9 protein-coding genes and 1 pseudogene are annotated in these 16,052 nt (G+C 59.8%); 8 read left to right on the plus strand and 2 right to left on the minus strand.

Annotated features, from left to right (window positions below; all coding sequences use genetic code 11):
- Window positions 1-187 precede the first annotated feature (187 nt).
- Window positions 188-969 (plus strand): annotated as a pseudogene (locus tag LPJGGPFB_RS22560) (IS5 family transposase).
- Between the two features lie 333 nt (window positions 970-1,302).
- A complete protein-coding gene (locus LPJGGPFB_RS22565; RefSeq protein ID WP_173422118.1) occupies window positions 1,303-1,506 on the plus strand; it encodes a cold-shock protein in 204 nt (67 codons plus the stop codon).
- 356 nt (window positions 1,507-1,862) lie between these two features.
- Here the strand turns inward: LPJGGPFB_RS22565 and LPJGGPFB_RS22570 are convergent, their stop codons facing one another.
- Both LPJGGPFB_RS22570 and LPJGGPFB_RS22575 read right to left on the minus strand, forming a co-directional pair.
- Complete coding sequence (locus LPJGGPFB_RS22570) at window positions 1,863-2,972, minus strand: sulfite oxidase (protein ID WP_210264543.1); 1,110 nt, start codon at window positions 2,970-2,972, stop codon at window positions 1,863-1,865.
- Between the two features lie 210 nt (window positions 2,973-3,182).
- Complete coding sequence (locus LPJGGPFB_RS22575) at window positions 3,183-3,854, minus strand: DUF938 domain-containing protein (RefSeq protein WP_173422119.1); 672 nt, start codon at window positions 3,852-3,854, stop codon at window positions 3,183-3,185.
- Between the two features lie 272 nt (window positions 3,855-4,126).
- Between LPJGGPFB_RS22575 and LPJGGPFB_RS22580 the strand changes: the two genes are divergently transcribed.
- The 6 genes from LPJGGPFB_RS22580 to LPJGGPFB_RS22605 all read left to right on the plus strand — a co-directional run bounded on the left by LPJGGPFB_RS22580 (window position 4,127) and on the right by LPJGGPFB_RS22605 (window position 15,991).
- Entirely contained in the window at window positions 4,127-4,792 is a 666-nt protein-coding gene (locus tag LPJGGPFB_RS22580) for a CBS domain-containing protein (protein WP_173422120.1), read from the plus strand.
- 65 nt (window positions 4,793-4,857) lie between these two features.
- On the plus strand, window positions 4,858-5,886 hold the full coding sequence (adhP, locus tag LPJGGPFB_RS22585; RefSeq protein WP_173422121.1) for an alcohol dehydrogenase AdhP: 1,029 nt from the start codon (window positions 4,858-4,860) through the stop codon (window positions 5,884-5,886).
- A 54-nt stretch (window positions 5,887-5,940) separates the two neighbouring features.
- Window positions 5,941-8,397: a phosphoketolase family protein gene (locus LPJGGPFB_RS22590; protein WP_173422122.1), complete on the plus strand. Its 2,457-nt coding sequence runs from the start codon at window positions 5,941-5,943 to the stop codon at window positions 8,395-8,397.
- A gap of 22 nt (window positions 8,398-8,419) precedes the next feature.
- Complete coding sequence (locus LPJGGPFB_RS22595) at window positions 8,420-12,259, plus strand: GH36-type glycosyl hydrolase domain-containing protein (RefSeq protein WP_173422123.1); 3,840 nt, start codon at window positions 8,420-8,422, stop codon at window positions 12,257-12,259.
- 2 nt (window positions 12,260-12,261) lie between these two features.
- On the plus strand, window positions 12,262-13,581 hold the full coding sequence (locus LPJGGPFB_RS22600) for a glucoamylase family protein (protein WP_173422124.1): 1,320 nt from the start codon (window positions 12,262-12,264) through the stop codon (window positions 13,579-13,581).
- 58 nt (window positions 13,582-13,639) lie between these two features.
- Window positions 13,640-15,991 (plus strand): ethanolamine ammonia-lyase, encoded by a 2,352-nt coding sequence (locus LPJGGPFB_RS22605; RefSeq protein WP_173422125.1) that lies wholly within the window; start codon window positions 13,640-13,642, stop codon window positions 15,989-15,991.
- Window positions 15,992-16,052: the final 61 nt, after the last annotated feature.

Consider the following 16,052-nt stretch of genomic DNA (forward strand, 5'->3'; position numbering starts at 1 on the left):
TGTCAAAGCGGACTGAAGTCGGATGATAGATAGGACCAAAGTCCGCCAGCGCGGCACGCCCGACATTTTCGCAATATGGGTTGCGCGTCGACACCAGATTGTCTGGACGGCGTCATCGTCTGGGTTCCCTAGGGTCGATCGACATTCAGGATTCCCAAATCACTTGAATGCTGATTCATAGGACACCGTGTTGGAACACGGAGGTCTTTGGATAGCTGCCAGTCGGTATGAGTTGAGCGATGTTCAGTGGGCGAAGATTGCGCCTCTGTTGCCCGGCAAAGCTGGTGATCCAGGGCGCACCGGCTCCGACAACCGTCTGTTCATCAATGGCTGCCTATGGGTTTTGCGCTCTGGCGCACATTGGCGCGACCTGCCGGCACGCTATGGAAAATGGAAGACAGTGCATAAGCGCTTCAGCCGCTGGTGCCATGCCGGCATCTGGGAGCAGGTGTTCGAGACGCTGACGGCCGATCGGGACAATCAATATCTGATGATCGACAGCACAATCGTGCGTGCTCATCAGCAGGCAGCATCGGGAAAAGGGGGGCCAAAGATCAGGCGCTGGGGCGTTCCCGAGGCGGGCTGACCAGCAAAATCCACATGCTGGCCGATGCCTTGGGCAGGCCGCTGCGTCTTATCGTTACCGCTGGCCAGGTCGGCGACATCACCCAAGCACCGGCACTTCTGGTGGGACAGAGCGGTGATGCCGTGCTGGCCGACAAAGCCTATGACAGCAACGCTTTGCGGCAAATCATTGCCAGCATCGGAGCCGAAGCGGTCATCCCGTCAAACCGCTCGCGCAAGATCATCATCCCCCACGACGAAGCCGCCTATACACATCGCAACCGCATCGAGCGGTGCCTCAACCGAATGAAGCACTTCCGCCGCTTTGCCACCCGATACGACCGCAGAACAATCCACTTCGAAGGTTTCCTCTATCGCCTCGCCGCTATGTTTTGGCTGAGGTGAATGTCGATTCGTCCTAGCATTTCCGATTGTGCCCTGCCGCCCACACGAGATTGGGAGCTCAGGCCATCCGCCGCCTGCTTTACGAAGATGCTGAACGGCGCCGGCCGGCCTGTTATGAGCGCTCGCATTTTTTGCAACGAAACGCCCATTCGCGCGGATTCGCATCAACCACCAGACCGAGCCGAGCCCATGCCTACCCATCCCGAGCCGCTTCCGCTCGCCTCCCTCGAGTCCGAAATTGTCAGTGCTGGTGCATGCGTGATTGCCGCCAGGGCCGTCGCTGGATAAGGTTCTGCGGTAAAACGCAGAACACTCAAGCTGACAAGGATGACTATGGCAACCGGTACTGTTAAATTCTTCAACCAGGACAAGGGTTTTGGTTTCATCACGCCCGATAACGGTGGACAGGACGTTTTTGTCCATGTGTCGGCGCTTGATGGCGCAACCTCACTGCGCGACGGCCAAAAGGTCAGCTACGAGCTTGGCCAGGACCGCAAGACCGGAAAATCGAAGGCCGAGAACGTCCGGTCAGCCTGAACGTCGTATCCTACACCTCGGGAATTCGCTTCTTTACGTTCCCTACCTGCCCGGCCGCGCGAGCGGCCGGGCATTGGGACACCTCTTCGCAGGTTCTCAATCTCGTAAGTGAAGGTTGGGCGGGCCTGACACGTCCCAGCCAACCGCATCAGTCTAGTGGCTGCGATGAATCGAAGTCGGGGACTAGGAAGCGTCCGTGCCTGGTGCTCCGGCGCGGTCGGTCCCGTTGCCTCCAGGGCTGAAAGCGGACATTGTTTCCGCTTCGCGCCCTTATAATGGTCGTCGCGCCGCCGGCCGCCGTTGTGGCAACGCGGTTCGCAGGTGCGCCAAGCCGCCATTCCGCACCGTGCGGGTGATTAGATCACGAACTCCTCCTCATACGTCTGTGGCTCGGGAACGACCGTAACCTCCACCGGAACGATCCAATTGGCCGCGTAGCTCTCGCAGTCGGAACGCTGCAGGTCGGGCTGCACGCACCCCGCCCCATCGATCGCGCGGCATCGCAGTTTATATGGCCCCACTTCTTGAGGGGTCCACATGTACTCCCACAAGCGCCATGCAAAGGGATGTTCTGTTTCGAGGAGCCTTGCCTCGCGCCAACCCCTACCATCTCCGGTGCAGACCTCCACCTGCCGGATAGCAGCCTCGCCGCTCCAGGCGGCTCCGAAAATCCGATACGGTTGGCCGGCGATGAGACGCGCCCCCTGCACGGGTCGCGCGATCTGCGCTTTGACCTCCATCTCCGCGAGAGGGACCAGCCTGGGTTCCCCGAGGTTGCGCTCCCAACGGAAGTAGTCCCGCGCCTGCCAGTAGCCAAGGAACGGTTGTTCCAGAACCGTGATATGCGTGATCCACTTGACCCAAGCCATGCCGTACCAGCCACCCACGACCGCGCGTAGCGGGTAGCCGTGATCGCGCGTAAGCGGCTCCTCGTTCATCGAATAGGCAAGGATCGTGCTGTCCGCGATGGCCTTCTCAAGCGGTAAACTGCGGGCAAAAGCGATGGGGCCGGGAGAAGCCGTCTTCCTGTTCGTGTCGACGACGCCGCTGTCTGCGCCTACGAGCAGAACCTCACGTGCGGTTCGCTTAACGCCCGCCATTTCCAAAATCTCGCGCAGAAGAACACCTGTCCACGCAGCGTTGCCGACGGCTCCGTTCTGCCATTGGAGCCCCTCCTTCGGGGGCACATAGTAGACGCGGCCGTTCCCGGCGCACTCGACGACGGCGGTGAGCGTCGTGCTCCGCATCGCCTTGATGCTGTCGAGGTCAAGTTCGATCGGCCGCTCCACCGCCCCGCCAACGTGCAACCTCCAGTCTCGCGCATCGAGGTCCGGCGCGGGGAAATGGTTTCGCACGAAGAACAGCCCGGTTGGGATCAGCCAATCGGAGAGCGACGCAAACGGAAACTCGGTGTTCTGTGGGGATTTCTGTCGAACGATCAGACTGGGTTGCTCTTGTGTCGGCATAGTCCTGGTCTCCCCTTCCAAGAGCACACACAACGCGGCACTCGCTCGCGCGAATTCCGCTTCGATGACACCGCCCCTCGCAGTGCGTCTCGCGTTCCGCCTTCGGCCGCACTCTAGCACATACCGCGCGGTCCTCGGATCGACCTCGAACGGAACCAAAGGGCGCGAATGCTGCTATAGGCCCACGTCTCTTTTGCGCCCACTTGTCGTTCAAGCACTACCGCTGGCGAAGACCAGCAACCGATTGTTGGTAGGCATCTCGATCGTCTCGCGGAGAGTAAGTCCAACGGCCTCACCAACTTGTTCAAGATCAGCGATATCACGCACACCCCAGGATGGGTTGCGCTCCTTTAGAGCCGCATCGAAAGCAGCGTTCGAGGGGGCGTTGTGTGCCCCCTTGCACATGAATGGGCCGTAGAGAAGAAGAAGCCCACCAGCGTGAAGCAAACGGCCAGCTCCTGCGAACAATCCTAAGCTTGCCGCCCATGGCGCGATATGGATCATATTGATCGACACGATGGCGTCAAAATGCCCCGCTTGTTCGACGCCCCATTGTCCTGAGCACACATCAATATCCCGCGGTGCCAGCACATTCTTCAGCCCTGCGTATCTGATCCAGCTAGACGTGCTGGTGCGGGCGTCGGCATCCGGATCGCTCGGCTGCCAGGTGAGGTTGGGCATTGCTTTCGCAAAACACACGGCGTGCTCGCCGGTCCCGCATCCAATCTCCAGCACGGCGCCACCTGCTGGAAAGACACGTTTCAGGACCGCTAGGATCGGCACCGAATTCCGCGCAGCGGAAGGTGAGAACATGCGCTTGTCGGCGCTTACGTCGCGCTGTTCCAGCGCAACAGGCGAACGGTCCTTCTGCTCTGGGGGCATTGGCCTTGAATCCCCTTTGGGCGATGTCCCCCATCTTATAGCTGAAATGATGGGACTGAAACCAAGGAGTTCGGGCTAAAGAATGGTGTCGTCAGTACGCGCGTACACCTCGGAGAATGTGACATTCTCGTGAAAGATGCATTCTGCATCGCCTGCTCCGGTCAACAAGGAATAACCGGTCCTAAGCGAACAGGTTGTCGAACGACTGGGATGGGTTTACGTTACCCGTCCTGATGACGGTGCCAACAAGTCCTATCGGGGGTTGGATCGACATGCTCGCCCAGGATGTGATGACGACAGTTGTCGTCAAGCTTTCACCAGACAACAGTGTCAGGCAAGCAGCGCAGATCATGCTCGACAATCACGTTAGCGGCCTCCCGGTCGTTGACGATGACGGGCATTTGGTGGGCCTGATCACGGAAGGCGACCTGATCCGCCGGATTGAGCTTGGCGGCGGTGTGCCTGTTATAGATGCCTCCCTAACGACCGAAGTCAGGGCTAACGCCTATCTGCGGCGGTCGTCGTGGAGGGTTGGCGACGCGATGACCGCTGATCCCGTAACGGTCAATGAAGACGCGTCCGTTTCGCGGGTGGCGGCGCTGATGCAGGAACGCGGCATCAAGCGCATTCCCGTCCTTCGAAACGACGTTCTTGTCGGCATCATCAGCCGCGCCGATCTGTTGCAGGCAATCCTGTCGGCAAGACATGACGAGACCGCATTGGGCGACGATGCGATCCGCCGCAGCATTCTGGTTCGACTTGGAGAGAACACGGGCCTTGAAGGGCTGGATGTCACAGTCGCGGTCAGCGATGGCGTCGTGCACCTGTGGGGCAACGTCGAAGCACCCGAATGCCGAAGGGCCGCACGCATACTCGCAGAAAACGTTCGCGGCGTCAGAGGCGTGGTCGAGCACTTCCCGGAACCGTATCCGCACTAGCACGGTACCTTCCCTTCCTATCCTCAATGCATCTTCTGGGTCTACCAAGCTGGAGGAACATGGAAATGGCAAAGACAATGAAGGCGGCTGTCGTACGGCAGTTTCGCGCTCCGCTCGTTATTGAGGAGATGACAGTTCCAACGCCCGCACCGGGGCAGATACTGGTCAAGTACGAAGCGACTGGCGTGTGCCATACGGATCTGCATGCGGCAAACGGCGACTGGCCGGTAAAGCCGTCGCCACCCTTCGTACCCGGACACGAAGGTGTCGGCTTCGTCGCGGCCGCAGGCACCGGCGTGAAGAGGGTGAAGGAGGGTGACAGGGTCGGCGTCCCCTGGCTGCACTCCGCGTGTGGCTATTGTCCCTATTGCAGAACCGGCTGGGAGACCCTTTGTGGCTCGCAGACCAACACCGGATACTCCGTCAACGGCACGTTTGCAGAGTTTGGATTGGCCGACCCTGATTTTGTCGGCAGCCTTCCCAGGAGCCTGGAATTCGGCGCTGCCGCGCCCGTCCTCTGCGCGGGGGTGACCGTCTACAAGGGGCTGAAAGAGACGGAAGTTCGCCCGGGCGAATGGGTGGCCGTCTCAGGCATCGGAGGACTTGGTCACATGGCGGTGCAGTATGCCAAGGCCATGGGCATGAACGTTGTCGCCGCCGATATTTTTGAAGAGAAACTGGCCCTGGCCAAGCAGCTTGGCGCTGACATCACCGTCAACGGCAAGGCAAAAGACGCCATCGAGCAGGTAACGCGCGCCACAAATGGCGGCGTTCATGGGGTCCTTGTGACCGCCGTGTCTCCCATCGCCATGGAACAGGCCTTCGGCTTCCTGCGGTCGAAGGGGACGATGGCACTTGTCGGCCTGCCTCCAGGAATGATGTCGCTGCCTGTGTTCGAGACGGTCCTCAAGCGCATCACCGTGCGCGGATCGATCGTCGGCACCCGCCAGGACCTGGAGGAATCCCTGCTGTTTGCGGCGGAAGGAAAGGTGAAACCTCACTTTTCGTGGGAGAGCCTCGAGAACATCAACGACATCTTCCATCGGATGGAAGCAGGCAAGATCGACGGTCGCATCGTTCTGCGACTGCACTAACGCGTCACAGTCAGCCGAAAGTCCAAGCAAAGTCTTGTCGACCGGGAGGGTCAGATGGTCACGCCAGACACAGCATCGATGAACGAGGCAGCATCCGCAAAACCGGCAAAGCCACTAACGGCAGACGAACTTCGCCTGATGGATGCCTATTGGCGGGCCTCGAACTATCTTTCGGTCGGCCAGATCTATCTGCTCGACAATCCGCTCCTGAGGAAGCCCCTGAAGCGAGAAGACATAAAACCACGCCTGCTCGGCCACTGGGGGACTTCGCCCGGCCTCAACATGCTCTACGTGCATCTCAACCGGATCATCAAGCGCGACGACCTCAACATGATCTACGTGATCGGTCCGGGACATGGCGGGCCATCGCTTGTGGCCCATGCCTATCTCGAGGGGACGTACAGCGAGTTCTATCCCAACGTCAGCCAGGATAGCGAAGGCCTGCAGCGGCTGTTCAAGCAGTTCAGCTTTCCCGGCGGCATTCCGAGCCATGTGGCGCCGGAAACGCCGGGCAGCCTCCATGAGGGCGGCGAGCTCGGCTACGCGCTCAGCCATGCCTATGGCGCAGCTTTCGACAATCCCGACCTCATCGTTGCCTGTGTCGTCGGTGACGGCGAGGCCGAGACCGGTCCACTGGCGACGGGATGGCAAAGCAACAAGTTCCTGAACCCCGCTCGCGACGGCTGCGTCCTGCCGATCCTGCATCTGAATGGCTACAAGATCGCCAACCCGTGCTTCCTCGCCCGCATCCCGCATGACGAGCTCCGCAAATTCTTCGAAGGCATGGGCTACAAGCCATATTTCGTCGAAGGCGATGACCCGGCAAGCGTTCACCAGCAGCTGGCAGGCGTGCTCGACACGGCCATGGCCGAGATCCGGCAGATCTGGGATGACGCCCGAAAAAGGGGGAATGTGAAACGACCGGCCTGGCCGATGATCGTCTTCCGCACACCGAAGGGGTGGACCTGCCCGGACGAAATCGACGGCAAGAAATGCGAGGGCTACTGGCGAGCGCATCAGGTACCGATGGGCGAGATGAGCAAGCCGGAGCACATTCGCATCCTGGAACAATGGATGAAAAGCTATCGCCCGGAGGAACTCTTCACCGACGAAGGGCGACTGAGACCGGAACTTGCCGCGCTTGCACCTACGGGCCACCGCCGGATGAGCGATAACCCGCATGCCAACGGTGGCTTGCTGCTGCGCGATCTGAAGATGCCGGCCTTCCGCGACTATGGCGTGGATGTCCCGCAACCCGGCGCGACCACGGTGGAGGCCGCCCGCGTCATGGGCACGTTCCTAAGAGACGTGATGAAGGCCAACATGAACAGCCGCAACTTCCGCCTGTTCAGCCCCGACGAAAACAACTCCAACCGCTGGCAGGACGTGCTCGAGGTCACCAACCGCTGCTACATGGCGGAGATCTACCCCGAGGATGATCATCTATCCCCGGATGGCCGCATCATGGAAGTGCTCAGCGAGCACCAGTGCCAGGGCTGGCTCGAAGGCTACCTGCTCACCGGCCGCCACGGGTTCTTCTCCTGCTACGAGGCCTTCATCCACATCATCGATTCGATGTTCAACCAGCATGCCAAGTGGCTGAAGGTCTGCAACGAGATCCCGTGGCGCCGGCCGGTGGCGTCGCTGAACTATTTCCTGAGCTCACATGTGTGGCGTCAGGATCACAACGGCTTCAGCCATCAGGACCCCGGCTTCATCGATCACGTCGTCAACAAGAAGGCAGAAGTCGTGCGCGTCTATCTGCCGCCGGATGCCAATACGCTGCTTACCGTCACCGATCATTGCCTGCGCAGCCGCAATTACATCAACGTCGTCGTCGCGGGCAAGCAACCAGGGCCGCAATGGCTGACGATGGAACAGGCTGTGCGCCATTGCGCCATGGGCGTCAGCATCTGGGATTGGGCAAGCAACGACGAAGGCAGCGAGCCGGATGTCGTCATGGCCTGCTGCGGCGACGTCCCGACGCTCGAGACCTTGGCGGCGGTGCAATTACTGCGCGAGCACCTGCCGGAAGTGAAGGTGCGTGTCGTCAATGTCGTCAACCTGATGAAGCTACAGCCTGCCGAAGAGCACCCCCATGGCCTTTCAGACCGGGATTTCGATGGCATCTTCACCCGGAACAAGCCGATCATCTTTGCCTTCCACGGTTACCCATGGCTGATCCATCGCCTCACCTATCGCAGGACCAACCACGGCAACCTGCATGTGCGCGGCTACAAGGAGGAAGGCACGACAACGACGCCGTTCGACATGGTCGTCCTTAACGACCTCGATCGTTTCCACCTGGTCAGTGATGTCATCGACCGCCTGCCGCAACTTGGCGCCCGCGCCGCCTATTTCAAGCAGGCCATTCAGGCCAAGCTGTTCGAGCACCGCGACTACATCGAGAAACACGGCGACGACATGCCGTCGATCACCGGCTGGAAGTGGGGCGTCAAAGCTTCGGGACAAACAAAGGCATCGACGTCGACGGAAGGTGACAATGTCTAGTTTTGGTTGAAAGGTCGGTTTGATGGTTCATCCGGTTGGCAAGAGTGGTGTCAGCGCAAGCCGCGAGGCGGGTGCGCTGCCGGATGTCTCCCTCTTGTCGAACGGTCGATACAGCGTCCTTCTTACGGAGGCCGGCTCTGGATATGGATCCTGGCGCGGCCTCGACATCACCCGTTGGCGAGAAGACGGTACGCGCGACTGTTGGGGCCAGTTTTGCTACATTCGAGACCTTGAGAGCAACGAGGTCTGGACAATCGGGCGACAACCGATCCATCATCCAGCGGCTGCCTACCAACATTCTTTTCACGTCGATCGCGCCGAATACCACTGTCATTACGGGGACATAGACATCCGGTGGGAGGTTTGCGTCGCGCCCGATTGCGATGCGGAGGTTCGCGTGCTCTTCCTGCACAACACCGGAAGCAAAACGAAAAGGATCGAGCTGACAAGCTACTCCGAAATATGCCTCAACAGCCGACGCGCCGACAGCGCACACCCGGCATTTGCCAAGCTTTTCATTGAAACCCGCTTCGACGCCGAAACAGGAGCACTGTTCGCGCGGCGTCGACCGCGCAGCGCGGCGGAGAAGCCAATCTGGGCGGTACATGTGTCGGCCTCCAGCGACGAAACCCATCATTCGGTGGAGCATGACACCGATCGGCACAGATTTCTCGGCCGGCACAGGACACCAACAGACCCGCGCGCCCTGGGGCCGGGAAGAAGCCTCTCAGGCACGACCGGCCCTGTCCTCGATCCCATTTTCAGCTTGCGCCGAGTGGTCGTTCTCGGCCCGGCCGAGACGCAACAGGTTGCGTTTGCAACTGGGGCTGCGGAGGATGAGGAAACGGCAGCAACGATCGCGAAGCGGTTTGCCGACGTTCGTTCCGCTCGCCGCGCATTGTCTGACGCCACGGCCAGTTGCGCCGATGGCGGCCTTCCATCCCCCGAAGAGGCAACCCTCTTCAATCGGCTGGCGGGCACCTTGTTGTTTTCGCGCCCGGGCCTTCATGGCACGGCCGCGCAAGAGCATCCCGGTGACAGCGGCTTCCAGTCAGCGGGCATCTCGGGACACCTCCCTATTGTGCTCCTGCGCGTGGACAAACAGGGCGAAGCACCCCTCATAGACACGGCGATCGACGCCCACGCGTTCATCACCGGTCGCGGATTTCCCTTCGATCTTGCCATCCTCGACGAGACAGAGGCAATCACACGATTGCCGCTGAGCACGAAGGCATCTGTCCACATGGAAGCGACGCTGGGCAAAGCCGGGGGTATCCACGTGGTATCCACCGAGAACGTGGGGGATGCAATCGCGGCCAAGGCTCGTGCGGTACTATGTTGTGGTCGCGGGTCGCTTGCTGAGCAACTCGCTCCAGCGCCCGCTATCGCTTTGCCGATCTGGAAACCGACGAAAGCGCCCCTTGCCGGCGTGGGTGCAAAACGTCGAGCGGGGCGAGACGGCCTGCACTTTTGGAATGGTCGCGGAGGTTTCTCGAAAGACGGGCGCGAATATGTCATCGCGACTGAAGGTGATCGCGCGACACCGATGCCGTGGTGCAACGTCATTGCCAACCCCGTGTTCGGCTGCATGACGAGTGACAGTTGTCTTGGCTACACCTGGGCAGGCAACAGTCAGTTGAACAGACTGACGCCCTGGTCAAACGATCCGGTTTCAGATCAGCCCGGCGAAATTGTCTACTTGCGCGACGAGTCGACAGCGACGTTGTGGACGCCGACGACTTTGCCTCTCGGGCAGGCCTCAGCGACGACAGTGCGGCATGGGCAGGGTTACACGCGATACGAGAGCGATCTGGGGCTCCTTCATCATGAACTGACCGTCCATGTGCCCGTTGCAGCCACGGTCAAGATCGTCCGCCTCTCCTTGCGCAACGATGGAAGATATGCACGCAATCTCACCGCCACCTATTTCGTTGAATGGGTGCTCGGCATCTTGCGGGAAGACGGGCACGCTCTGATCGAATGTGAATTCGACATCGAAAGCAGTGCCATCGTCGCTGCGCGCCGCGGGACGGGAGAATTTTCCGGAGACCTGGCATTTGTGGCATCGAGTGCGCCGGTGCGATCCTTCACATGCGACCGGCTCGGGTTTCTTGGCAGAGAGGGGTCAATTTCTCAGCCGGCGGGATTGGTAGGCCTGGAGCTCGACGGGCGCCTCGGATCCCCGCTCGACCCGTGCGCCGCCCTCATGGTCGACGTTTCAATCTCACCGGCATCAACCGTCGAACTGGTCTTCGTGCTGGGACAGGCAAAGGATCACGAAGAGATCCGCAGGCTCGTCCGTGAACACGCCGAACCGGGGAGTGCAAAGCGTTCGCTGGCAGAGGCTTCCCGCCAATGGGACCAGTTGCTGAACTCCGTCACGGTTCGTACGCCCGACAAGGCCTTTGACCTCATGATGAACCGCTGGCTGCTCTATCAGGTGCTGTCTTGCCGCATCTGGGCTCGAACAGGGTTCTACCAGTCCGGCGGCGCCTACGGATTTCGCGACCAACTCCAGGATGTCGCCGCCCTCGTCCATAGCGCGCCTGAAGAAACGCGCGCTCACATCCTTCGCGCGGCCGCCCGCCAGTTCACCGAAGGAGACGTTCAGCATTGGTGGCATCCACCATCGGGCGCGGGCGTGCGCACCCGCATGACCGACGATCTGTATTTTCTGCCATACGTCGTCCATCGTTACGTGACGATCTCTGGCGATTACAAGCTCCTGAACGAGCTGGTTCCTTTCATCGTATCCCCAACCCTTAATAACCAAGAGGAGGAACGCTTCGAGGTCCCCGGGGTCAGCCAAGAGCGCGGCACCGTCTATGATCACTGCTGCCGGGCGCTCGATCAAGGTTTGAGACTGGGCCGCCACGGGCTTCCACTCATGGGAACGGGCGACTGGAACGACGGCATGAACCGGGTCGGCGCCGAGGGCAAAGGTGAGAGTGTGTGGAACGGGTGGTTCTTCCTGACCGTGCTCGGATCATTTGCCGCGATCGCGAAAGTCATGGGAGACAAAGATCGGGTCGCCTGGTGTACTGGCGCAGCCGAGGCATTGCGCGTGTCGTTGGAGCGCCATGCCTGGGACGGATCCTGGTACCGCCGTGCCTACTTCGACGACGGCACTCCCCTTGGTTCATCCCTCAACGACGAATGCCAGATTGACGCCATACCTCAGGCGTGGGCGGTCATCTCGGGCGCCGCCGATACTGAACGCGCCTCTATGGCAATGCGAGCGGTTTGGCAAAGGCTCGTTCGCACCGAGAGCAAGCTAATTCAGCTTTTCGATCCGCCGTTTGACAAGGGCGCGCTGCAGCCTGGATACATAAAAGGTTATGTGCCCGGCATTCGGGAGAATGGCGGCCAATATACCCACGCAGCCACTTGGGTTGCCCTTGCAACCGCGTTGCTTGGGGACGGCGATCGAGCATTTCAGCTCTGGAGCATGCTCAATCCCATCAACCATTCCCTTTCACCTGAAGACGCCGAGCGCTACATGGTCGAACCCTATGTTGTTAGCGCCGACGTGTACGGTGCACCGCCTCATACCGGCCGCGGCGGCTGGACCTGGTACACCGGATCGGCCGCCTGGATGTATCGTGTAGGGCTGGAAGCTATTCTCGGCATTCGCCGTCAGGGGAATCGGCTTTTCGTGAAACCGTGCATACCGACGGAATGGTCGACATACGAAGTCGACTTCCGACACGGGAGGTCGATTTACCGGATCAAGGTACGCAATGATGCCAAATCAGGAGAGGGCTCCTATGCGCTGACCCTCGACGGCAAGAGTGTCGGTGATCTGAGTGTTCCACTCGTGGACGACGGACGAGATCACAACATACATCTCGTGGTTGGCTGACCATGTCGCAAGCGCTGTCGACAGATGAAGAACTGAGCCGGATACCGACCGAGCAGGATCTCGCCCGGCTGCAATTCACGACACTGCTGTATTATCTGCACTGCACCAACCCCGACAACGGGCTCGTTCGCGACAAGACGGAAGAAGACGCACCCGCAAGCATTGCCGCTATCGGCATGGCGCTTGCCACAATCCCCGTGCTTGTCGAGCGGGGCATTGTCATCCGCAAATTCGCGGCAAAAATTGCCCGCAGGCGACTGCAATTTCTCCTGGAATGTCCGCAGGGGCCGGAGCCTGACGCCACCGGCTACAAGGGTTTCTTCTATCATTTCCTCGATATCGATACTGGCCGGCGCGTTTGGGAATGCGAACTGTCGACGATCGACTCAGCGTTTCTTTTCGCAGGGGCACTGACGGTGGCCGCCTACTTCGACGCCGATGCGCCGGAAGAGGCGGAAATTCGTCGGCTGGGAAACGAACTTTATGAACGCGCGGACTGGAATTGGGCCCGCGATCACGGACTCACGCTGACCCATGGCTGGCGACCGGAAAACGGCTTTATTCCCTATCGCTGGCGCGGGTATGACGAAGGCCTGTTGCTCTACATCCTAGGCCTTGGATCGCCCACTCATCCGCTGCCACCGGAATCCTACTCCGCCTATACCGAGAGCTACGACTGGCGGAACCTCTATGGGCGGGAACTACTCTATTCGGGACCGCTGTTCACCCACCAGCTTTCGCATATGTGGATCGACTTCCGCGGCATCCGTGACGAATTCATGCGCGAACGTGACAGCGACTATTTCCAAAACAGCCGGCACGCGACCTACGTCCAACAGCAATATGCCATCCACAACCCGCTGAACTTCGCCGGATACGGCGAATTCTGCTGGGGCTTCACGGCTAGCGACGGACCAGGATGGGTCAAGCGCACCGTCGACGGCGTCGAAAGGGAATTCTTCGACTACCTTGCCCGCGGTGCACCCTTCGGACCGGACGACGGAACGGTGTCTCCATGGGCCGTCGTCGCATCGTTACCGTTTGCTCCGGAGATCGTCATTCCAACGGTTTGGAACTTTGCCCGCATGAATCTCGGCATGACGCGCCTCTACGGATTCAAACCGTCGTTCAACCGGAGCTATGCCGTGGAAGGTGCCGAGGCGGGATGGTGGGTCAGCCCCCACCACTTCGGCATCGACCAGGGGCCCGTGGTGCTGATGATCGAAAACTACAGGACCGGGCTGTTGTGGAATATCATGCGCCGATCAGAGCCCCTGGTGAGGGGGCTGCGCCGCGCCGGCTTTTCCGGCGGTTGGCTGTAAGCGCTCCGCGTCGTTCAATCCAGGGCCGGGAGCGGCCTTCTGATGAAAGGAAATCGCCATGAGGAAGGGCTTGTTCTCCAATCAAAGTGCCGGATTGTATAGACGGGATCTCCTGATTATTGCCGGAACTGCCGCTGCTGCGCTGTCCAGTTCCAGGCATGCAGCGCAAGCGGCGGCGAGGGAACATGCCGTCAGGATCGTGGAGGTCAAGCCGGACGAGGACGTCTTTGCCTATATCAGCAGGATGAAGGGCAGTTTCGATCAGAAGACCTATCAGCAGGTCATCGGCGCTGCGAACGATTTCAAGGAAGGCGACCAGACAATTGGAGTTGGCGCCGAAGACGACGCGACACGGCGCTATGCGCGCAGCCTTCTGACAAGGACGACAATCAGCAATCTCCATCAGCACCCATTGTTCGAGGACGATCTGCAGCGTTTGATTTGGGAGACGACCGACAAGGCCCAGTTCGAGCAGATCAAAGAGTGGACTTTGGGTGACCTGAAGGAATTTCTCCTCAAAGAGCCGGAGGAAAGCATCAAAGCCATCATGAACGGCCTCACCAGCGACGCGATCGGATGCGTGCCGAAACTGATGAGTAACGAAGAACTGATCACCGTCAGTCAGAAGATTTTCAACGTCATGCCGGGCACCAAGCTGGGGGCCAAGGGCTACATGGGTGCGCGTATCCAGCCGAATTCGCCAACCGACCACCCAGACGACATTATGTGGCAGGTCTTCGACGCATTTTCCTATGCTACGGGCGACATCGTCATCGGCACCAACCCGGTGGACAGCACTGTTGACAGCGTCGTCACGGTGGAGCGTGCGCTCAAGGACATCGTGGACACCTTCAAACTGGGCGATGTCATCCCGTGGTGCGTGCTTGCCCACATCGACGTCCAGAGCGAGGTGAGCGAAAGGTTCCCGGGAACGGTTTCCACGATGTTCCAGAGCCTCGCCGGCACGGATGACTGCAACAAGATCTTCGATATTACCAATGAGAAGATCCTCAAATACGCGCAGGCGAAGGCCGGAGAGCGTTACGGTCTTTATTTTGAAACAGGGCAAGGTTCGGAATTCACCAACAGTGTCGCCAACGGTGTCGACATGGTGGTGCTTGAGTCTCGAAAGTATGGTTTCAGCCGAGCGGTCGGCATCGAACTCGCAAAGGTCCAACCCGAAGGTGCCTGGCTCCATGTCAATGATGTTGCCGGCTTTATTGGACCGGAGGTCTTCAAGAGCCGCGAACAACTCGTGCGGTGCTGTCTGGAGGACATGGTCATGGGCAAGCTCCATGGGCTGACCATCGGCCTCGATGTTTGCACCACGCTGCACATGACGGTGAGCCTGGACGATCTCGATTGGTGCCAGGACCAGATCATGCCCGCCAACCCCGCCTATCTGATTGCTTTGCCGACCAAGAACGACCCCATGCTGAGCTATCTCACGACTGCATTCCAGGATCATGTGCGCGTGAGGGACAAATTTGGCTTCAAGGTCAACGACGCGATGTGGGATTTCTACAAGCGCATCGGGGTCGTTGGCGAGGACGGGCGTTTCACCAGGTATTACGGAGATCCTCTGTGGGTCTATTACCAATATCGCCTCGCCAAGGGTGATGGCAGGCCCCAGGACGCGATCTACGATGAAGGTCGTGAGAAGGTCCGGGAAGTCGAAGCGAGGGGCGTCGACCTGGCCATGGGGCATGGGGAGAAGATCTGGGACCTCAATCCGGCCCTCGCCGCAAAAGTCAGGGGCCTTTATGACGACGCCAAAGTCTCTCTTTGGGCCGAACTTACACCGGGGTTTATCGCGGCCGTCCCCAACGTCGTTCCCGTTCGCACCCTGTCCAAGGATCGGAACGACTACATCGCGCACCCGACCACCGGTGAGACGCTGAGCCCGGAGTCGATTGGGGAGATTGAACGGATAAGGGCCTCCTGGGGAAACGATATGCCCAAGGGCCAGATCGTCATTTCCGACGGCCTTAACGCCAAGGCCATCATGGACGACGGGCATCTTGCACCTTACCTGGAGGAAGTGCGCAAGCTGCTTTCGGACGCCGGTGTCACCATGAGCGAAGACAACATCCTCGTCACCAGTGGAAGAGTGCGGGCCGGATATCGCATCGGCGAAACGCTCTTTGAGAAGTCGGACCCAGACAGTCTGAGGGGGATTCTCCATATTATCGGTGAGCGACCGGGCACAACGCACCACGCATACTCGGTCTACATCACGGTCGCCAAGGGCAAGCGATGGTCGCAGAAGGGTATCGACCACGATGCCACAAGACTTGTGAGCAATGTGGCTGACACCGCGCTGCACCCGCGAGACGCTGCCAGGGAAACCCTGACGATCATCAGGGAGATCGTTGGTAAACAGGTTAACAATAGCAGGAGATATGGGTAGGCAGCCGCCATCGCACGGCGCGCCGTGCGATCCGCAAAAGGTTGACGGGCAGTGGTCCTGA

This window comes from Ensifer adhaerens (genome assembly GCF_013283195.1).
In the GTDB taxonomy this organism is placed as follows: domain Bacteria; phylum Pseudomonadota; class Alphaproteobacteria; order Rhizobiales; family Rhizobiaceae; genus Ensifer; species Ensifer adhaerens_G.

Excerpts from the sequence above, each read along its gene's own strand:
- LPJGGPFB_RS22565 (WP_173422118.1), top strand. The coding sequence starts at position 1,303 with ATGGCAACCGGTACTGTTAAATTCTTCAACCAGGACAAGGGTTTTGGT.
- LPJGGPFB_RS22570 (WP_210264543.1), bottom strand. The coding sequence starts at position 2,972 with ATGCCGACACAAGAGCAACCCAGTCTGATCGTTCGACAGAAATCCCCA.
- LPJGGPFB_RS22575 (WP_173422119.1), bottom strand. The coding sequence starts at position 3,854 with ATGCCCCCAGAGCAGAAGGACCGTTCGCCTGTTGCGCTGGAACAGCGC.
- LPJGGPFB_RS22580 (WP_173422120.1), top strand. The coding sequence starts at position 4,127 with ATGCTCGCCCAGGATGTGATGACGACAGTTGTCGTCAAGCTTTCACCA.
- adhP (WP_173422121.1), top strand. The coding sequence starts at position 4,858 with ATGGCAAAGACAATGAAGGCGGCTGTCGTACGGCAGTTTCGCGCTCCG.
- LPJGGPFB_RS22590 (WP_173422122.1), top strand. The coding sequence starts at position 5,941 with ATGGTCACGCCAGACACAGCATCGATGAACGAGGCAGCATCCGCAAAA.
- LPJGGPFB_RS22595 (WP_173422123.1), top strand. The coding sequence starts at position 8,420 with ATGGTTCATCCGGTTGGCAAGAGTGGTGTCAGCGCAAGCCGCGAGGCG.
- LPJGGPFB_RS22600 (WP_173422124.1), top strand. The coding sequence starts at position 12,262 with ATGTCGCAAGCGCTGTCGACAGATGAAGAACTGAGCCGGATACCGACC.
- LPJGGPFB_RS22605 (WP_173422125.1), top strand. The coding sequence starts at position 13,640 with ATGAGGAAGGGCTTGTTCTCCAATCAAAGTGCCGGATTGTATAGACGG.